This is a genomic window from Bradyrhizobium sp. USDA 4472, from assembly GCF_054058595.1.
The window spans coordinates 1,769,949-1,789,118 of the sequence record NZ_JBSSAM010000001.1; the positions used below are offsets into that span (position 1 = coordinate 1,769,949).

A 19,170-nucleotide genomic window follows, 5' to 3' on the forward strand; every position below is an offset into this window, starting at 1 on the left:
TCGTATTACGATATCATCTCGGCCTAAAGCCGGATGAAGCGGATCTCCGCCATGGCTCGCCAGCGGCGGTCGGGCAAGCCGTAGCCCCGGTCAAACTATGTTTTCCTGTCGAAGCCGTTGGACGACATGCGTCATGCCGGTAGCCCGCCGCGCATCGCCGGGAGCAAATCGACCTTTCCCTTCGGGAGAGGTGAAGGAAGAACTACGTCGCCACCTCGCCGCCGCCTGACGTCTCCAGCCGGAACGCCGCCGCGAACAGCGCGCGGGTGTAATCCGTCTTCGGATTCCTGAACAGCTCGGCGGCCTGGCCTTCCTCGACCACCTTGCCGCCGCGCATCACGATGAGATGGCTGGCAAGCGAGGCGACGACGCGCAGATCGTGCGAGATGAACATGTAGGTGAGATCGCGCCTGCGCTGCAGCTCGCGCAAGAGATCGACCATCTGCGCCTGGATCAGCATGTCGAGCGCGCTGGTCGGCTCGTCGAGCACGATGAAGTCAGGCTCCAGAACCACCGCGCGCGCGATCGAGATGCGCTGGCGCTGGCCGCCGGAAAATTCGTGCGGATAGCGATAGCGCGTGTCCGGCTGCAGGCCGACGTCCTCGAGCGCCTTGACGACGCGCGCCTCGCGCTCCTCGCGCGACAGCTTCGGCTGATGCACGGAGAGGCCTTCGGCGATGATGTCGGCGATCGACATGCGCGGGCTGAGCGAGCCGAACGGATCCTGGAACACGATCTGCATGTCGCGCCGGAAGGGGCGCATCTCCTTGAAGCGCAAGCCCTGGATGTCCTTGCCGAGGAAGACGATGCGTCCGTTCGAGGAGATCAGTCGCAGCAAGGCGAGACCCAGGGTGGTCTTGCCCGAGCCCGACTCGCCGACGACGCCGAGCGTCTCGCCCTTGCGCACGGCGACGCTGACGCCGTCGACCGCCTTGATGTGGCCGACCGTCTTGCGCATCAAGCCGCGCTTGATCGGAAACCACACCTTGAGATCATCCGCCGACATCACCACCGGCGCATTGGGCTGCGGCGGCGCCGGATCAGGCTTCGGCTCCGCCGCGAGCAGGTCGCGCGTATAGGGATGTTTCGGCGTCTTGAAAACCTGCTCCACCGGCCCCTGCTCGACGATCACGCCGCCCTTCATCACACAGACGGTATCGGCGATGCGGCGCACGATGCCGAGATCGTGGGTGATGAAGAGCAGGCTCATGCCGAGACGCGAACGGATCTCGGCGAGCAGCGACAGGATCTGCGCCTGCACGGTGACGTCGAGCGCGGTGGTCGGCTCGTCCGCAATCAAGAGATCCGGCTCGTTGGCGAGCGCCATCGCAATCATGACGCGCTGGCGCTGGCCGCCGGAGAGCTGGTGCGGATAGCTCTTGAGCCGCGTCTCGGGCTCGGGGATTCCGACCTGCGTCAGCAACTCCAGCGTCCGCTTGCGTGCCTCGGCATTGCTGACCGGATTGTGCAGCTGGATGATCTCGCCGATCTGCGCCTCGATCGTGTGCAGCGGATTGAGCGAGGTCATCGGCTCCTGGAAGATGATGGAGATGTCGCTGCCGCGGATCTCCCGCATCTGCCGCTCGGACCGGTCGATCAGCTCCTGTCCCTTGAAGCGGATGCTGCCCGAGGGATGCGAGGCGCTGGGATACGGCAGCAGCTTGAGGATCGACAGCGCGCTGACCGACTTGCCGGAGCCGGATTCGCCGACCAGCGCGACGCATTCGCCGCGCTTGATCTGGAACGAGATCCTGTCGACGGCGATCGTGGTGGCGCCGCCCTGGTGGAAAGCCACCGAGAGGTCGCGTACGGCAAGCAGGGGCTGGTTGATCGCGTCCATCACGCCCTCACTTGAACGTCTTGCGCGGATCGAAGGCGTCGCGCACGGCCTCGCCGGTGAAGAGCAGGAGCGACAGCATGCTCGCAACCGAGAAGAAGCCGGCGAAGCCGAGCCACGGCGCCTGCACGTTCGCCTTCGCCTGCGACAACAATTCGCCGAGCGATGGCGAGCCGGGCGGCAGGCCGAAACCCAGGAAATCGAGAGCCGTCAGCGTCATCACCGAGGATGAGACGATGAACGGCAGGAACGTCATGGTCGCGACCATGGCGTTCGGCAACAGGTGCCGGAACATGATGACCTTATCCGACACACCCAGTGCGCGCGCCGCCTGGATATATTCGAAATTGCGTCCGCGCAGAAATTCCGCGCGCACCAGGCCGACCAGCGACACCCAGTGAAACAACACCATGATGCCGAGCAGGATGAAGAAGCCCGGCGGAAGCACGGCCGCGACGATCAGCAGCAGATAGAGATAGGGTATGGCGTTCCATATCTCGATGAAGCGCTGGAACAACAGATCCGTCCAGCCGCCGAAATAGCCCTGCACGCCCCCGGCGATGATGCCGATGACCGACGAGCAGATCGTCAACGCCAGTCCGAACAGCACCGAGATGCGGAAACCGTAGATCATCCGCGCCACGACGTCGCGGCCCTGATCGTCGGTGCCGAGCCAGTTGTATTCGAGGTCGCGGCAGCTCTTCAGGCCCTTCTTCTCCACCACCGGCTTGCACTGGGCTTCCGTCAACAGCCAGGTCGGCGGCGATGGCGCCGGCGTCGGCAGATCGAGATTGTGGGTGTCGTAGGAGTAGCGGATCAGCGGCCAGACGATGGTGCCGCCCTTGTCCTTGATCAGCTTCTGCAGGTAGGGGTCGCGATAGTCGGCCGCGGTCTCGAAATCGCCGCCGAACGTCGTTTCCGAATAGGTGACGAAGGCGGGCCAGTAGAGATGGCCGTCATATTTGATCAGGAAGGGACGGTCGTTGGCGATCAGCTCGGCGAACAGCGAGACCACGAACATGACCATGAAGATCCAGAAGGACCAGTAGCCGCGGCGGTTAGCCTTGAAGTTCTGCCAGCGCCGCTTGTTGAGCGGCGACGGTGCGAACGACTTGCGCGTGATCGGCACGGCTTCGCCGAACGGCGACCTCGTGGTGGTCTCGACCGGGGTGGGCGCGGTGACTGCCATCAGACCTCCCGCGCCTCGAAATCGATCCGTGGATCGATCCACATATAGGTCAGGTCGGAGATCAGACCGACCACGAGACCAATGAGCGAAAAGATGTAGAGAGTGCCGAACACGACGGGATAGTCGCGGTTGAGAACGCTCTCAAAACCGAGCAGCCCGATCCCATCGAGCGAGAAGATGGTCTCGATCAGCAGCGAGCCCGAGAAGAAGGCGCTGATGAAGGCCCCGGGGAAGCCCGCGATCACGATCAGCATCGCATTGCGGAAGATGTGGCCGTAGAGCACCTGGCGCTCGCTGCAGCCCTTCGCCCGTGCCGTCATGACATATTGCTTGCGGATCTCGTCCAGGAACGAGTTCTTGGTGAGAAATGTCATGGTCGCAAAGGCGCCGAGTCCCATCGCGATGATCGGCAGCGTCAGATGCCAGAAATAGTCGATGATCTTCCAGTACCAGGGAAACTGCGACCAGCCGTCGGATGTCAACCCGCGCAGCGGGAACCAATTGAAGAATGAGCCGCCGGCGAACAGGATGATCAGAAGGATCGCAAACAGGAAGCCTGGAATCGCGTAACCGAGCACGATCACGCTCGATGTCCACGTGTCGAAGCGCGTGCCATCCTTCACCGCCTTGCGGATGCCGAGGGGAATCGAGATCAGGTAGGTCAGCAGCGTGAGCCACAGGCCCAGCGAGATCGAGACCGGCAGCTTCTCCTTGATGAGCTGGATGACGCTGACGTCGCGGAAATAGCTCTTGCCGAAATCGAAGCGCGCGTAGTTCCAGACCATCAACGCGAACCGCTCCGGCGCCGGCTTGTCGAAGCCGAACTGCTTTTCCAGCTTCTTGATGAAATCGGGGTCGAGGCCCTGCGCGCCGCGGTATTTCGAATTGATGGCATCACTGCCAGCTCCGCCCTGGCCCGGCGCACGCTGCGCGAAGTCGCCGCCGCCGGAGATCCGCGAGGTGCCGCCGGTATCGGCGCCCGACAACTGCGCGATCACGCGCTCCACCGGACCGCCCGGCGCGAATTGCACGACCACGAACGAAATGAAGAGGATCCCGAGCAGCGTCGGAATCATCAGGAGGAGGCGGCGTGCGATATAGGCGCTCATGAGCTACTTCGCCTGATCGAGCTTGGCGGCCTTGGCGGCATCGTACCACCACAGCGTCCGCTCCCCTACGCCGCTCGTATAGTCGGTGAGCGCGTAACGCGGCAGGTTCGCGGGATGGTCGAACTCGTCCCAATACGCCAGCCGGTGGCTGGTATTGTACCATTGCGGCACCCAGTAGCGGCCGGCGCGGAAGACGCGATCGATCGCGCGGCAGGCAACCGTCAGATCCTGGCGCGTCTCGGCGGCCATCGCCTTCTCGACCAGCGCGTCGAGCGCAGGGCTGGATACGCCGGCCAGATTGTAGGAGCCCTTGGTCATCGCCGCTTGCGAGGTGAAGTAGGTTCGCAAGCTGTCGCCGGGCGTGGCCGACATGGTGATGCGGTTGATGGCTACGTCGAAATCGAAGGATTCGACGCGGGCGCGGTACTGGACGGCATCGACCAGGCGCAGATTTGCGTCGATGCCAAGGATGTTCAGGTTCTTGAGGAATGAGGCGTGGTGCGGTTGGAACGAGGCCTCGTCGGTCAGGAACTCGATGGCGAAGACTTCGCCGCTCGGCAACAGCCGCTTGCCCTCCTTGACCGGAAGCTGCGCCTCCTGGAGCAATTGCTGCGCCTTGCGCAGCAGCGCGCGGTCCTGCCCCGAACCGTCCGACACCGGCGGCACGAAGGGCTCACCGAAGACTTCGTCGGGCACCTGGCCGCGGAACGGCTCGAGCAGCTTCAGCTCCTCCGGCGAGGGCATCCCTTCGGCGACGAGATCGGAATTCTGGAACGGCGAGCGGGCGCGCGCGTAGGCGCCGTACATGATGGTCTTGTTGGTCCACTCGAAGTCGAACGCGTAGTTCAATGCTTCGCGTACCTTGGGGTTCTTGAACTTGTCCCGCCGCGTGTTCAGGAACCAGCCTTGTCCGCCCGAAGGCGTCTGATCGGGCACCTCCTCTCGCTTGACCCGTCCCTCCCTGATCGCGGGAAAGTCGTAGCGCGTCGCCCAGATGCGCGAGGTGAACTCCTCGCGATAGAGATAGTTCTTGCCGGTGAAGCCTTCGAACGCGACGTCGCGGTCGCGGTAGAATTCGTAGCGGACCACGTCGAAATTATTGCTGCCGCGACAGACCGGCAAGTCCGCGCCCCACCAATCCCTGACGCGCTCGAACTCGATGAAGCGGTTGATCTCGAACCTGCCGACCTTGTAGGCCCCCGAGCCCAGCGGCGCGTCGGTCGTGGTCTCGTCGAACGTCCGGTTCGCGTAATAGGCCTTGGAGAAGATCGGAAGGCTCGCCACATAAAGCGGCACGTCGCGCGCGCGCTTCGCGGCGAAGGTCACGATCACGGCGGCGTCGTCGATGGCCTCAGCGCCCTTGACGTCGCGCATCTGGATCTGGATCAGCGGATGGCCCTTGTCCTTCAGGACGTTGATCGAGAACGCGACGTCGTGCGCGGTCAGCTTGGTGCCGTCGTGAAACGTCGCCTCGGGCCGCATCGTGAAGCGATAGGCGAGCTTGTCCGGAGAGATCTGCACCGACTTTGCGGCAAAGCCGTACATGGCGTCGGGCTCGTCGCCGGCATGCGCCATCAGCGTGGCGAAGGTCAGGTCCATGCCTTGTGCACCCTCGCCCTTGAGGATGAAGGCGTTGAGCGAGTTGAAGGTGAAGAAGGACTGGTTGTAGCCCCTCGTCGACGGAATCAGCGAGAACGTGCCGCCCTTCGGGGCGTCGACATTGACATAGTCGAAATGGTGGAAATCGGCGGGATATTTCAGATCGCCGAACGCCGACATGCCGTGGGCCTCGCTGGGCCCCTCCGATGCCGCCGCGCTGCGCAATGCGGCAGCGCTGACCATGCCGCCGGCACCGAGGACCAGCACATGCCGGCGTGAAAGCTGCGCCATGCGAGAAATGTCCTTCACGACTTCTTCGCGATCCGTGCCGCCTTGTCTGCGTCGTACCACCAGATGAAGGGGAAGGCCGACTGGCCGTATTTCGGCATTTCGGCCGGCCTGCCGAAGCGATCCCATCGCGCCGTGCGCAGTTTTGGATAATTCCATTGCGGCACCACATAATGGTTCCACAGAAGCACGCGGTCCAGCGCCTTGGTCGCGGCCACGAGCTCCGCTCGATCCTTCGCGAAGATGACCCGGTCGATCAGCTTGTCAATCGCCGGATTCTTGATACCGACGACGTTGCGCGAACCGCTCATGTCCGCAGCTTTCGAGCCCCAGGATTCGCGCTGCTCGTTGCCCGGGGACAAGGACTCTCCCCAGGAGGCAACGACGATGTCGAAATCCCATTCGCGCAGCCGGTTTTCATATTGCGTCGGATCGATCGTTCGGACGCTGACTGCAATGCCGAGCCTCTCCAGGGAGGGCTTGTAGAACAACATGACCCTTTCGAAGGCCGGGTCCTGAGCCAGCAATTCGAGAGAGAGCTGGGTACCTGTCTTGACTTCGATCAGCTTACGATCGCGCACCTCATAGCCGGCTTCCTTCAGCAGGCGCAGCGCCTCTCTCAGATTTTCGCGTACGGCTTCCGGACTACCGCCGACAGGGTTTGTGTAGGGCGTCGTAAACACCTCGGGCGGAATCTCAGCACGGAGGCCCTCCAGAATCTCGAGCTCTTTTCCTTCCGGCACGCCGGTCGCCATCAGATCTTCGATTCCGTCGAAATAGCTGCCGATGCGCTTGTACTGACCAAAGAAGATCTGCTTGTTCATCTCCTCGAAGTCGAACGCATAGTTGAGGGCCCGGCGCACCCTCGCATCCGCGAACTTGGCGCGACGCAAGTTCGGGGCAAAGGCCTGCATCACGCCCGAGCTGCGATTTGGAAACTCCTCCAGAACAACGCGTTTCTCGGCAACAGCCGGGAAATCGTAGGCCGTCGCCCAGTTCTTCGCGCTGTTTTCGGCGCGCCAGTCAACCTGATCGGCCTTGAAAGCCTCGATCGCGACGGTGGCATCCCTGAAATATTCGTACCGCAGCTCGTCGAAATTATTTCGCCCGATGTTAACGTTGACCTCGCTCCCCCAGTAATCCTTGACTCGTTCCAGCACGATGCTGCGGCCGGCGACATAATCCTTGATTCGATATGGCCCCCCGCCGAGCGGAATTTCGAGCGTGGTCACCGTTACGTCGCGTTTCTTGCCCTGGGCATCCGTCCCCTCCCACCAGTGCTTGGGCAGAACCACGAGTTGACCGACGATTTGCGGAAGCTCTCGGTTTCCCGGCGCATCGAACGTAAACTTGACATCGCGGTCGCCGACCTTCTCGGCGCCGACCACATGTCGATAGTACGCCGCATAAAACGGATGATTCTTCTTCAGCACGTCCAGTGAGTAGATCACATCCTCGGCGGTGACCGGCTTTCCGTCGTGCCATTTGGCCTGTGCGCGCAGACGATAGATCACAAAGGAGGAATCGTCGGGACGGCTGACCGCTTCGGCCAGCAAGCCGTATTCCGTCGAAACCTCATCCAGAGCGGCGGTCGTCAGGGTGTCGTAAATCAAGGGGACCGGCGCGGCGAGATTGCCCTTCACGCCGGAAACAACATAGTTGAAATTATCGAACGTCCCGATCGCGATCTGCCGTACCGCGCCGCCCTTGGGCGCATCAGGATTGACGTAGTCGAACCGTTTGAAGTCGGCCGGGTACTTGACGTCGCCGAACAGCGACAGCGCATGCCGCCAAGGCAGCTCACCGCCCGATTGCGCCGCCGCCGTGCGGACGATGGGAACACCGGCTGCAGAGCCGAGGGCGGGAAGCGCGGCTACGGCCGCGCCGGTGAGCAGGAGATCGCGTCGGGTAATGGCCAAATCAACATCCCTGTCTTGAAGGAGGCTACTCCTTTAAGTTCCCAATATAGGCGAGGTTTCGACGGAATATGTTGCTTTTTCCTCATCTTGGCGGGCCAGGCGGCCAGTCCGCTGCGGCCAAACGCCCCGGTAACGACAGTGCGAGGCTCCAGACAAGGAAACGGCCAGGCTTGGGGGCCTGGCCGCACAGTCCAAGGTCGGTCCGACAGGCTTATTTCGCCGCGGTGGGCAGCGGCTTCGGGCTGTCCGACAGGCTGTTGAGATAGGCGATGACGTCGGCGCGCTCCGAGTCCTTCGGGATGCCGGCGAAGCCCATCGCGGTGCCGGGAATGAAGCCCTTCGGATTCGCGATGAACTTGTTGAGATCGTCGATCGTCCAGGTGCCACCCTTGGCCTTCATGGCGGCTGAGAAATTGAAACCGCCGCGGTCCTCGCCGCGATTGTCGCCGACGATGCCGTAGAGGTTCGGACCGACACGGTTCGGGCCGCCCTTCTCGAAGGTGTGGCAGGCGCCGCACTTCTTCGCGGCAGCCGCGCCCTTCTCGACGGAGGCGGTCTGGAGCAGCTTCTCGATCGGCTCGGACGGGGCTGCGGCCGCGGGAGCGCCGCCCTTGTCACCAGCTTCTTCCTTCACGGCGATCTCGAAGCCCGGCTTCTCCGGCATCTTGGGCGAGAACAGCGCGTTCGCGGTGAAGCTCGTCACCAGCAGAACGAGACAGGTACCGAGCACGGCACCAAGAATCTTGTTGAGTTCGAAAGAGTCCATTTCCGGCCAGGCCCCACACCGCAAGAAGGAACAAGCGGCCGGGCGGCCGCCAGGACGAGCCTCGGGAGAATCACACGTTCCTTATTGTTTCCCCGAGTTTTGCCATTCAGATATCGGTTTGCCCGGGGTCTGGCAACCCGTATAAGCGATGCGGCTTTCAGCCGATCCCCACCCCATTTCCCGGTGCGGAAATCGCCCCGTTTCCAGGCTCTTGAACCGATGACCAATCCCCGCATTCTGGTGCTGATCCCGGCCCGCATGGCGTCGACCCGCCTGCCTGGCAAGCCGCTGAAGGACATCGTGGGCCTGCCGATGATCATCCATGTGCTGCGCCGGGCGCAGGAAGCGGCAGTCGGTCGGGTCGCGGTCGCGACCGATACGCAGGAGATCGCCGACGCCGTCACAGCGGATGGCGGCGTGGCGGTCATGACCAGCCCCAACCATCTCAACGGCTCGGCCCGCATCCACGAGGCCATGCAGAAGCTCGATCCGGGCGGACAGGCCGAGATCGTGATCAATCTCCAGGGCGACTTCCCGACGATCACGACCGACAATATCCGCGACGTGCTGCCGCCGCTGGAGGACCCGGCCGTCGACATCGCCACGCTGGCATCGCAGATCCACACCGAGGAGGAGGACCTCGCCCCCAGCGTCGTGAAGGCGATCGGAACTTCGCTCGGCGGCCGGCGCATGCGCGCACTTTATTTCACCCGCGCCACCGCGCCGGCCGGCAACGGACCGCGCTACCATCATATCGGCCTCTACGCCTATCGCCGCGCGGCGCTGGAGCGCTATGTCTCGTTGCCGCCCTCTCCACTGGAGTTGCAGGAAAGTCTGGAGCAACTGAGGGCCCTCGAGGCCGGCATGCGGATCGACTTCACCATCGTCGACACCGTGCCCCGCGGGGTCGACACGCTGGCGGACCTGGAGACCGCCCGCAGAATCCTTTCCAAATCCTGAGCCGCTGCTACAAGGCCCGCCATGAGCAAGATGAAGATCGCATTCCAGGGCGAACCTGGCGCCAATTCCCACATCGCCATCGTCGAAGCCTATCCCGACGCGGAGCCGATGCCCTGCGCCACCTTCGAGGACGCGCTGTCGGCGATCTCCTCGGGCGAGGCCGATCTCGGCATGATCCCGATCGAAAATTCGGTCGCGGGCCGCGTCGCGGACATCCACCATCTGCTGCCGGCCTCCGGCCTCTTCATCATCGGTGAATGGTTCTTGCCGGTCCGCCATCAGCTGATGGCGGTCAAGGGCACCAATATTTCCGACATCAAGAGTGTCGAGAGCCATGTGCATGCGCTCGGCCAGTGCCGGCGCGTCATTCGGAAGCTCGGCATCAAGCCCATCGTGCATGCGGATACGGCCGGTAGCGCCCGTGACATTTCCGAGCGCAAGGACAAGACTGTCGCTGCGATCGCCTCGCGCCTCGCCGCGAAGATTTACGGCCTCGACATTCTCGCCGAGGACATCGAGGACGAGGCCCACAACACCACCCGCTTCGTCGTGCTGGCGCGCGAGCCGAAATGGGCCACGCAGGGTTCGGGCCCGCTGGTCACCACATTCGTCTTCCGGGTGCGCAACTTGCCGGCCGCGCTCTACAAGGCGCTCGGCGGCTTTGCCACCAATGGCGTGAACATGACCAAGCTCGAAAGCTACATGGTCGACGGGAATTTCTTCGCCACGCAGTTTTACGCCGATGTCGACGGCCACCCTGAAGACAAGGGTCTCGCGTTTGCGATCGAGGAGCTGAAATTCTTCTCGCGCGAATTCCGCATCGTCGGCGTCTATCCGGGCCACCCGTTCCGCGCGACCTTCAGCGAGACGCTGCAGGATTGATCTGCCACCCTCCCTGGAGGGGGAGGGTAACAGCGGCTCATGCTGCCTGCTTCGTCAGCCCGAACGCCTGCGCCAACAGCGAATACGACCTCTTGCGCGCCTCGTGGTCGTACACGGCGGTGATCACCATCAATTCGTCCGGCTTGCTCGCATCCATCAGCGGCCGAAGCTTCTTCTGCACCGTCGCGGGGCTGCCGACGAACAGGCGCGAGCGGTTACGCGCAATCGAGACGCGCTCGGAATCCGTATAAGGATAGGCCAGCGCCTCCTCGACGCTCGGCAGTGGCAGATATTGTCCACGGTCGCGGCGCAGGCGATTGAGATCGAACGATGCCGCGAGCTTCTCCGCCTCCTCGTCGGTATCGGCGACAATGACGGCAACGGCGAGGATCGCATGCGGTGTCGCGCGCCAGGCCGAGGGCTGGAAGCGGTTACGATAATGCACCATCGCATCGATGGCATCGTGGGATGCAAAATGGTGCGCGAAGGCGAAGCCCATGCCGACCTGGGCTGCAAGCTCAGAGGAATAATCGCTGGAGCCGAGCAGCCAGATCGGCGGCAGCGGGGTGTCGTCAGGCATCGCGACGACGTTGTGATAGGGATGGCCTGCGGGGAATTCGCGCGTCTCCCACAGGATCAATTCGTGCAGCCGCTCCAGAAAATCATCGCCCTCGCGCCGGTCGAGCCGGCTGCGCAGTGCATAGGCCGTGGCCCCATCCGTGCCTGGCGCGCGGCCCAGGCCAAGATCAATACGGCCGGGAAACAAGGCCTCCAGCATCTTGAATCGCTCCGCCACCACCAGCGGCGCGTGGTTGGGCAGCATCACGCCGCCGGAGCCAACGCGGATGTGCTTCGTCACCGCCGCGATCTGCCCAATCATCACGTCGGGCGCGGGGCTCGCGACTGAAGCGAGGTTGTGGTGCTCGGCAAGCCAATAGCGAACATAGCCGAGCCCATCGACATGGCGCGCCAGGTCAATGCTGTTGCGCAGCGCCGCAGCGGGCTTCGTGGCCGTGGTGACGACCGAGAGGTCGAGGACTGAGAGCGGGATCATCGCGCGCTAACGTAGTGGAGGGCGGCGCGGCGACAACGGGTGCATAGCGCAGATCTGGCGTGTGCGGCCGGGAGGCGGACGCCCGGAATTGCCGTTCCGTTGGGCCAAGCACTAGGCTTGCAACACAGAATTCACCATGCCCACCGCCAAACCTGGCTGCAAAAATCACCCTGCTCATATATAAACGACTGATATTAATGCGATAAATAGAACTTCTCATTATCCCACTCACACCGTCAGAAACGCCAATTTCAGGGATACATTCGCAGGAAGTGGGCAATTTCCCATATGCGATGGGCTGTTGAGCCCAGCCGCATTGCTCTATGTTACCCCTCCCAAGCTTGACCCGGCCGCCAGATACCTGGCTGAGCCCTGGAGTGAGTGGTGCCATGACCGACTTGACGACGCCTGCGGCAGCCGACGGGCACCTCGCCGTGAAGCGGCCTGCGATCTCGTTCGAATTCTTTCCGCCCAAGACCGAAGATATGGAGCGGAATCTCTGGGAGACCATCAACCGGCTCGCGCCCCTCGATCCGAAATTCGTCTCGGTGACCTACGGCGCCGGCGGCTCGACTCGCGAACGCACCCACTCCACCATCTCCCGCATCCTCAAGGAGACCGCGCTGCTGCCGGCGGCGCACCTGACCTGCGTCGGGGCCTCGCGCGGCGAAATCGACGAGATCGTCGACCGCTATCACGAGGTCGGCGTCCGCCACATCGTCGGCCTGCGCGGCGATCCCCCAGGCGGGATCGGCACGCCCTATGCGAGCCATCCCGACGGCTATCAGACGTCGGATGCGCTTGTCGCCGGGATCAAGAAGCGGCATGCCGACATCGAAGTGAGTGTCTCTGCTTATCCCGAGAAGCACCCCGAAGCGCGGGACTTTGACGCCGACATCGATACGCTCAAGGCAAAAGTCGATGCCGGCGCGACGCGCGCGATCACCCAGGTGTTCTTCGACAACGACCTCTACTTCCGCTATCTCGACCGCGTCCATGCGCGAGGCATCAACATCCCGATCGTGCCGGGCATCATGCCCATGCACAATTTCAAGCAGGCCCGCAATTTCGTCACGCGCGCCGGCACCACCGTGCCGGACTGGTTCGCCGCGAAATTCGAAGGCCTCGACGACGACGCCGAGACCCGCAAGCTCGTCGCCGCCACGGTGGCAGCCGGCCAGGTGCAGAAACTGGCAAAACACGGCGTCGACACCTTCCATTTCTACACCATGAACCGCGCCGATCTCGTGTTCGCAATCAGCCATTTGCTCGGCATTCGCGCCAAGAGCACGCAGAAGGCGGCTTAAAGCACCATGTCTGTATCCACCTCGCCGAAACGAACCGCCCTCATCAACGCCGCGCGCGAGCGCATCCTCGTGCTCGACGGCGCCATGGGCACGATGATTCAGAACCTGCAGTTCGACGAGGCCGCCTTCCGCGGCACGCGCTTCAAGAACTTTCATCGCGACCTGCGCGGCAACAACGATCTCCTGATCCTGACCCAGCCGCAGGCGATCGAGGACATCCACGCCGCGTATTTGCGCGCCGGCGCCGACATCGTGGCGACCAATACCTTCTCGACCACTTCAATCGCGCAGGCCGATTACGACCTCACCGACATTGTGTATGAAATGGCGCGCGATGGTGCCCGCCTTGCCGGCAATGCCGCCCGGCGCGTCGCCGCCGAAGACGGCAAGCCGCGCTTCGTTGCGGGTGCCATCGGGCCGACCAACCGTACCGCCTCAATCTCGCCTGATGTGGCCAATCCCGGCTACCGCGCCGTCACCTTCGACGATTTGCGCAAGTCCTATGGCGAGCAGATCCGCGGCCTGATCGACGGCGGCGTCGACCTGCTACTGGTCGAGACGATCTTCGATACGCTCAACGCCAAGGCGGCGCTCTACGCCATCGCCGAGATCACCGAAGAACTCGGCATCGACATGCCCGTGATGGTGTCGGGCACCATCACCGACAAGTCCGGCCGCCTGCTCTCGGGCCAGATGCCGGAGGCGTTCTGGAATTCGGTGCGGCACGCCAAGCCCGTTACCATCGGCTTCAACTGCGCGCTCGGTGCGGAAGATTTGCGCGCGCATATCGCCGACATCGGCCGCGTCGCAGACACGCTGGTCTGCGCCTATCCGAACGCCGGTCTGCCCAACGAATTCGGCCAGTATGACGAAACGCCGGACTACATGGCCCGCCTGGTCGGCGAATTCGCGCGCGACGGCCTCGTCAACATCGTCGGAGGCTGCTGCGGCACCACGCCAGATCATATCGCGGCGATTGCTCACGCCGTCGCCCCGCACAAGCCGCGGATCGTTCCCGAGATCGCGCCACGCTTAAGGCTTTCCGGCCTCGAGCCCTTCGTGCTGACGGATGCGATTCCGTTCGTCAACGTCGGCGAGCGAACAAACGTCACCGGCTCCGCCCGCTTCCGTAAGCTGATCACCGCCGGCGACTACACCGCCGCGCTCCAGGTGGCGCGCGACCAGGTCGAGAACGGCGCGCAGATCATCGACGTCAACATGGACGAGGGTCTTCTGGATTCGGAGGCCGCGATGGTGACGTTCCTGAACCTCGTCGCCGCCGAACCAGACATCGCCCGCGTTCCTGTGATGGTCGACTCCTCGAAGTTCTCGGTGATCGAGGCCGGCTTGAAATGCGTGCAGGGCAAGCCGGTGGTCAATTCGATCTCGATGAAGGAAGGCGAAGCGAAGTTCATCCACGAAGCAAAAATCGCCCGCCGCCATGGCGCGGCTGTCGTGGTGATGGCGTTCGACGAAGTCGGCCAGGCCGACACGTTCGCGCGCAAGACCGATATCTGCAAGCGTGCCTACGACATCCTGGTGAACAAGGTCGGCTTCCCGCCCGAGGACATCATCTTCGATCCCAATATCTTCGCGATCGCGACCGGCATCGAGGAGCACAACAACTACGGCGTCGACTTCATCGAGGCGACGCGCTGGATCCGGCAGAACCTGCCGGGCGCGCACATCTCTGGCGGCGTCTCGAACCTGTCGTTCTCGTTCCGCGGCAACGAGCCGGTGCGCGAGGCGATGCACTCGGTGTTCCTGTATCACGCCATCAAGGCCGGGATGGACATGGGCATCGTCAATGCCGGGCAGATGATCGTCTATGACGACATCGACCCTGAATTGCGCCAGGTCTGCGAGGACGTCATCCTCAACCGCGACGCGGGCGCGTCCGAGCGCCTCCTGGCACTGGCCGAGAAATTCCGCGGAAAGAAGACCGAGGCCAAGGAAGCCGATCTCGCCTGGCGCGAATGGCCGGTGGAGAAGCGGCTGTCGCACTCGCTGGTGCATGGCATCACCGAGTTCATCGAGCAGGATACCGAGGAAGCCCGCAAGAACGCGTCACGCCCGCTCGACGTGATCGAGGGACCGCTGATGGCCGGCATGAACGTGGTCGGCGATCTCTTCGGCGACGGCAAGATGTTCCTGCCGCAGGTGGTGAAATCGGCGCGCGTGATGAAGCAGGCGGTGGCCTGGCTGATGCCGTTCATGGAAGAGGAGAAGGCGCGCAATCTCGCCAACGGCATCGGCGCCGAAGGCTCCTCCTCCGCCGGCAAGATCGTGCTCGCGACCGTCAAGGGCGACGTACACGACATCGGCAAGAACATCGTCGGCATCGTGCTCCAGTGCAACAATTACGAAGTCATCGACCTCGGCGTGATGGTGCCGGCATCCAAGATCGTCGAGACGGTGAAGGCTGAGAACGCCGACATCGTGGGTCTCTCGGGCCTGATCACGCCCTCGCTCGACGAGATGGCGTTTTTCGCCGGCGAGCTGCAGCGCGAGGGCCTGAAGCTGCCGCTGCTGATCGGCGGCGCCACCACGAGCCGCGTGCATACGGCCGTGAAGATCGATCCGAGCTATCGCGCCGGCCCCGTCGTCCACGTCAACGACGCCAGCCGCGCGGTCGGCGTGGCCTCCTCGCTGCTCTCGCCTGAGAAGCGCGAGGCCTATGCTGCCGAGGTGCGCGCCGAATACGCCAAGATCTCCGAGGCGCATCTGCGTGCGCAGGCCGACAAGAAGCGGCTGAAATTGGCCGACGCGCGCAAGAACCGCGTGCCGGTCGACTTCGCCGCCAGCAAGCCGGTGAAGCCGACCTTCCTCGGCACCAAGAGCTTCGACGACTACGACCTCGCCGAGCTGGTGCCCTATATCGACTGGACGCCATTCTTCCAGACCTGGGAGCTCGCCGGGCGCTTCCCCGCCATCCTCGACGATGCCAAGGTCGGCGAAGTCGCGCGCTCGCTCTACGACGATGCGCGCAGGATGCTCGACAGCATCGTGAAGGAGAAATGGTTCCGGGCGCGCGCCACCGTCGGCTTCTGGCCGGCGAACGCTGATGGCGACGACATCGTGCTCTATGCCGATGAGAGCCGCACCAAGAAGGTCGCGACGCTGCACACGCTGCGCCAACAGCTCGAAAAGCGCGAGGGGCGTTTCAACGCGGCGCTGGCCGACTTCGTCGCGCCTGCGGGCGTGCCCGACTATGTCGGCGGCTTCGTCGTCACCGCCGGGATCGGCGAGGACGCGGTCGCGGAGCGCTTCAAGATGGCCAATGACGATTACTCCTCGATCCTGTGCAAGGCGCTGGCCGACCGCCTCGCCGAAGCCTTTGCCGAGCGCATGCATGCCCGCGTCCGCCGCGAGTTCTGGGCCTACGCGCCTGACGAGACGCTATCGAACGAGGATCTGATCCTGGAAAAATATCAGGGCATCCGCCCGGCGCCCGGTTATCCCGCGCAGCCCGATCACACCGAAAAGGCGACGCTGTTCGCGCTGCTGGATGCGGAAGCGACCGCCGGCGTGAAGCTGACCGAGAGCTTTGCGATGTGGCCGGGCAGCAGCGTATCCGGGCTCTATTTCGCGAACCCCGAGAGCTATTATTTCGGCGTCGGCAAGATCGAACGCGACCAGGTCGAGGACTATGCCGCGCGCAAGGAGATGAGCGTCTCCGAGGTCGAACGCTGGCTGGCGCCGATCCTCAACTACATCCCGGCGCAACAGACTTCGGCCGCCAGGGACGTGAATGCCTCGTTCGCGGCTACACCGGCGAACGACGTCACGTCCAACGACCTCGCCGCGCACCCCCCCGGCTGCACCTGCGCCGTGCATCTGGCCTGGCAGAAAAAGCGCGTCGGGGCGGGTTAGGCTCTTGCCGCACATCCGGTGTCGTCCTGGCGAAAGCCATGACCCATACCGCGTGATCTATCGTGGGAATGATGCTGCAAGTAGCGCAACGCAACATCACAGCGGATGTGCATTCACCCCTGCGGCAGAGCGAGAGGCTGGACGATCTTCTTGAACGGTGCCAGTGCCTCGCAGCGCCCGATTGCGCCGCAGCATCGAAAGCAACGGGGCAGGCCGATTGAAACATCGTTCCTTGGGCGCTACCTTCCGGTGTTTTGAATGCTTCTGCGAAGGGAGTCTCCATGACAAGGTTTGCGTTCTCATGGCTGGCATCGTGCGCGTTCCTGCTTTCTGCAGGCGAAGCTGGTGCGCAGAGCCTCGCGTTGACCAGCCCGGACATCGCCGAAGGCGCAACGATCGCCAACGAGCAGGTATTCAAGGGATTCGGCTGTACGGGCAACAACGTTTCGCCGGCCTTGAGCTGGAGCGGTGCACCGGCAGGCACCAAGAGCTTCGCCGTGACGATGTATGATCCTGACGCGCCGACCGGCAGCGGCTGGTGGCATTGGGTCGTTTTCAATGTTCCAGCTTCCGTCGCTTCGCTTCCAAAGGGGGCAGGCGATCCGAAGAAGAACTTGCTGCCGAAGGGAGCGGTCCAGAGCCGCACCGACTTCGGCAGCGATGGCTATGGCGGACCGTGCCCACCGACCGGCGACAAGCCGCATCACTATCAGATCACCGTCTTCGCCGTAGATGTCGCAAAACTACCGGACGCCAAGGATCATTCGGCGTCGGCAGCGCTGGTTGGTTTCGATCTGCACTTTCACACGCTTGCGAAAGCGACACTGACCGGTCTCTACGGCCGATGAGGTGACCTGGCGACGCTCACGCTTTCGGCGGGGCGAGCGGTTGGACGATCTCCTTGAACGGCGCCAGCGCCTCGCAGCGCTCGGCATGGGCCGCAAGCGCCGGATAGCGTGCGGGATCGAAGAGCTGTGGGTGCGCCTCGCGGGTGAAGCGCACGACGCAGGCGACCGCGACATCGGCGTGGCCGATGCGGTCCCCCAGCCAGTACGGCGTCTTCACCTTGGCGCGCTCGGCTTCCAGTACCTTCAGCACGTCGCCGATCTGTGCCTGGCAGCGCTCGACCCACAGCGCGAGCTGCTCCTTCCGCAGCACCCGCTCGTAGAGCAGGCTGACCGCCTTGTCGCCGAGGCCGGTCGCGAGTGCGCAGATGCGCAGGTGCCGGCGACGCTCAGCGCCGCTTCGCGGCAGCATCGCCTTGTCGGCACCGACAAGCTCGTCGAGATAGTCCAGAATGATCGTGCTCTCGATCAGCGCCTCGCCATCATCACACACCAGCGTCGGCACGCGGCGCAGCGGATTGTACGGCGCGATCTTGTCGGCATCGCCGAAGGTCGACCACGGCTTGTGCTCGAAGGTGATCCCGTAAAGCCGCAGCGCAATCGCGACGCGGCGGACGAAGGGGGAATCATATTGGCCTACCAGGAACATGGTGCACCTCTTGTTATTCTCGGGGCCTGACCCGCCTGCCCACGCCAGAACCGCTCGATTGGTTTAAGACGTCGCTCGCAATATCGCCTGCCGGTTCTTCGCCGACAACCGTCGAACGGATGACGAGACCATGTTCTGCGACGCCCTCATGAACTGGCGGCACGGGGGATTCATCTGCCGCGACTGCGCCGACTCACTTCAACGCCGTCCGGCGCGGACCTTTGCCGCGAGCGGTTGGCAGAGGACGACAACGTCCATAAATGGCCGCGGGGCCCGCATGCTATTCGATGATCGGCACGTGCTTCGCCGCATCACGCGGTGCCGTTCCGTCGAGGCGCGGATCATCCGCGACCTCGACCTGCCGTCGGAACGGACGAAATCCCGAGCGCTGATAGAAGGCGACGGCCGAGGGATGATCGAACGTGCAGGTGTGGACCCAGACGCGATGCACGCCGTTTGACCATGCACGCTCCAGTGCGCGGTTCATCAGGAAGCGGCCGGCGCCGGTGCCGATCAAGCTGTCGGTGACGCCGAAATAGACCAGCTCGCATTGGCCCGGTTCGTGGAAATCCAGCTCGAGCATGCCTTCCTCGCGGCCGTCAACGACGAGGGCGTAGATCTCGATACCTGCAGCGTGGATGATCGCGGCAAGCTCGGTGTCGTTCATGCGGGCTCGTGAGAACCACAGCCAGTTCTCACCGACGCGCCGGAAGAGATCGCGGTACCAGGCAAGTGCGGGCGCTTCGACCCTGCGCAGCAACCATTTGCCGGGCGGATCGTCGCGGCGCGGGGGCGGTGCGGTCATCTCAAGATGCGTGACGACTGCGGCGATCTTGCCGGCGGGGATGTCGGAATAGCCGTCGCGGAGGATCATGGAATGGCTCGTTCAGTTT

At 63.5% G+C, this 19,170-nt stretch carries 14 protein-coding genes; 5 read left to right on the plus strand and 9 right to left on the minus strand.

What is annotated here, in order from left to right; genetic code table 11:
• Positions 1-202 precede the first annotated feature (202 nt).
• The 6 genes from ACVWZ4_RS07995 to ACVWZ4_RS08020 all read right to left on the minus strand — a co-directional run bounded on the left by ACVWZ4_RS07995 (position 203) and on the right by ACVWZ4_RS08020 (position 8,707).
• Positions 203-1,840: an ABC transporter ATP-binding protein gene (locus ACVWZ4_RS07995; RefSeq protein WP_456736313.1), complete on the minus strand. Its 1,638-nt coding sequence runs from the start codon at positions 1,838-1,840 to the stop codon at positions 203-205.
• Positions 1,841-1,847: 7 nt separating this feature from the next.
• The gene (locus ACVWZ4_RS08000; protein WP_456736314.1) at positions 1,848-3,026 is read right to left on the minus strand and encodes an ABC transporter permease; all 1,179 of its coding nucleotides are present in this window, start codon (positions 3,024-3,026) and stop codon (positions 1,848-1,850) included.
• Positions 3,026-4,135 carry a microcin C ABC transporter permease YejB gene (locus tag ACVWZ4_RS08005; RefSeq protein WP_456701168.1) on the minus strand — a complete coding sequence of 370 codons (1,110 nt, stop codon included), beginning with the start codon at positions 4,133-4,135 and terminating at the stop codon, positions 3,026-3,028. The genes ACVWZ4_RS08000 and ACVWZ4_RS08005 overlap by 1 nt, the downstream gene beginning before the upstream one ends.
• A gap of 3 nt (positions 4,136-4,138) precedes the next feature.
• Entirely contained in the window at positions 4,139-6,025 is a 1,887-nt protein-coding gene (locus ACVWZ4_RS08010) for an extracellular solute-binding protein (RefSeq protein WP_456740039.1), read from the minus strand.
• Between the two features lie 14 nt (positions 6,026-6,039).
• On the minus strand, positions 6,040-7,941 hold the full coding sequence (locus tag ACVWZ4_RS08015) for an ABC transporter substrate-binding protein (protein ID WP_456740040.1): 1,902 nt from the start codon (positions 7,939-7,941) through the stop codon (positions 6,040-6,042).
• 211 nt (positions 7,942-8,152) lie between these two features.
• Positions 8,153-8,707 (minus strand): c-type cytochrome, encoded by a 555-nt coding sequence (locus ACVWZ4_RS08020; protein WP_456701165.1) that lies wholly within the window; start codon positions 8,705-8,707, stop codon positions 8,153-8,155.
• A gap of 219 nt (positions 8,708-8,926) precedes the next feature.
• On the opposite strand from ACVWZ4_RS08020, the gene ACVWZ4_RS08025 reads away from it, so the two are divergent.
• Complete coding sequence (locus ACVWZ4_RS08025; protein ID WP_456740041.1) at positions 8,927-9,667, plus strand: 3-deoxy-manno-octulosonate cytidylyltransferase; 741 nt, start codon at positions 8,927-8,929, stop codon at positions 9,665-9,667.
• Between the two features lie 21 nt (positions 9,668-9,688).
• Positions 9,689-10,549 carry a prephenate dehydratase gene (locus ACVWZ4_RS08030; protein ID WP_456701163.1) on the plus strand — a complete coding sequence of 287 codons (861 nt, stop codon included), beginning with the start codon at positions 9,689-9,691 and terminating at the stop codon, positions 10,547-10,549.
• A gap of 37 nt (positions 10,550-10,586) precedes the next feature.
• On the opposite strand, the gene ACVWZ4_RS08035 is transcribed toward ACVWZ4_RS08030, so the two are convergent.
• Positions 10,587-11,603, minus strand: coding sequence for an LLM class flavin-dependent oxidoreductase (locus ACVWZ4_RS08035; protein ID WP_456701162.1), 1,017 nt, complete (start codon positions 11,601-11,603; stop codon positions 10,587-10,589).
• Positions 11,604-11,992: 389 nt separating this feature from the next.
• Here ACVWZ4_RS08035 and metF point away from each other — a divergent pair, with 389 nt between their 5' ends.
• The 3 genes from metF (at position 11,993) to ACVWZ4_RS08050 (ending at position 17,631) form a co-directional block, all read left to right on the plus strand.
• Positions 11,993-12,910 carry a methylenetetrahydrofolate reductase [NAD(P)H] gene (gene metF / locus ACVWZ4_RS08040; RefSeq protein ID WP_456701161.1) on the plus strand — a complete coding sequence of 306 codons (918 nt, stop codon included), beginning with the start codon at positions 11,993-11,995 and terminating at the stop codon, positions 12,908-12,910.
• A 6-nt stretch (positions 12,911-12,916) separates the two neighbouring features.
• The gene (metH, locus tag ACVWZ4_RS08045; protein ID WP_456701160.1) at positions 12,917-16,783 is read left to right on the plus strand and encodes a methionine synthase; all 3,867 of its coding nucleotides are present in this window, start codon (positions 12,917-12,919) and stop codon (positions 16,781-16,783) included.
• Positions 16,784-17,064: 281 nt separating this feature from the next.
• The gene (locus ACVWZ4_RS08050; protein ID WP_456701159.1) at positions 17,065-17,631 is read left to right on the plus strand and encodes a YbhB/YbcL family Raf kinase inhibitor-like protein; all 567 of its coding nucleotides are present in this window, start codon (positions 17,065-17,067) and stop codon (positions 17,629-17,631) included.
• A 16-nt stretch (positions 17,632-17,647) separates the two neighbouring features.
• Here ACVWZ4_RS08050 and ACVWZ4_RS08055 read toward each other — a convergent pair whose 3' ends face one another.
• Together ACVWZ4_RS08055 and ACVWZ4_RS08060 are read right to left on the minus strand one after the other, a co-directional pair.
• A complete protein-coding gene (locus ACVWZ4_RS08055; RefSeq protein WP_456740042.1) occupies positions 17,648-18,277 on the minus strand; it encodes a glutathione S-transferase family protein in 630 nt (209 codons plus the stop codon).
• A 280-nt stretch (positions 18,278-18,557) separates the two neighbouring features.
• A complete protein-coding gene (locus ACVWZ4_RS08060) occupies positions 18,558-19,151 on the minus strand; it encodes a GNAT family N-acetyltransferase (protein ID WP_456701157.1) in 594 nt (197 codons plus the stop codon).
• Positions 19,152-19,170 lie beyond the last annotated feature (19 nt).

Coding starts and splice junctions, on each gene's coding strand:
- ACVWZ4_RS07995 (WP_456736313.1), bottom strand. CDS start 1,840: ATGGACGCGATCAACCAGCCCCTGCTTGCCGTACGCGACCTCTCGGTG.
- ACVWZ4_RS08000 (WP_456736314.1), bottom strand. CDS start 3,026: ATGGCAGTCACCGCGCCCACCCCGGTCGAGACCACCACGAGGTCGCCG.
- ACVWZ4_RS08005 (WP_456701168.1), bottom strand. CDS start 4,135: ATGAGCGCCTATATCGCACGCCGCCTCCTCCTGATGATTCCGACGCTG.
- ACVWZ4_RS08010 (WP_456740039.1), bottom strand. CDS start 6,025: ATGGCGCAGCTTTCACGCCGGCATGTGCTGGTCCTCGGTGCCGGCGGC.
- ACVWZ4_RS08020 (WP_456701165.1), bottom strand. CDS start 8,707: ATGGACTCTTTCGAACTCAACAAGATTCTTGGTGCCGTGCTCGGTACC.
- ACVWZ4_RS08025 (WP_456740041.1), top strand. CDS start 8,927: ATGACCAATCCCCGCATTCTGGTGCTGATCCCGGCCCGCATGGCGTCG.
- ACVWZ4_RS08030 (WP_456701163.1), top strand. CDS start 9,689: ATGAGCAAGATGAAGATCGCATTCCAGGGCGAACCTGGCGCCAATTCC.
- ACVWZ4_RS08035 (WP_456701162.1), bottom strand. CDS start 11,603: ATGATCCCGCTCTCAGTCCTCGACCTCTCGGTCGTCACCACGGCCACG.
- metF (WP_456701161.1), top strand. CDS start 11,993: ATGACCGACTTGACGACGCCTGCGGCAGCCGACGGGCACCTCGCCGTG.
- metH (WP_456701160.1), top strand. CDS start 12,917: ATGTCTGTATCCACCTCGCCGAAACGAACCGCCCTCATCAACGCCGCG.
- ACVWZ4_RS08050 (WP_456701159.1), top strand. CDS start 17,065: ATGACAAGGTTTGCGTTCTCATGGCTGGCATCGTGCGCGTTCCTGCTT.
- ACVWZ4_RS08055 (WP_456740042.1), bottom strand. CDS start 18,277: ATGTTCCTGGTAGGCCAATATGATTCCCCCTTCGTCCGCCGCGTCGCG.
- ACVWZ4_RS08060 (WP_456701157.1), bottom strand. CDS start 19,151: ATGATCCTCCGCGACGGCTATTCCGACATCCCCGCCGGCAAGATCGCC.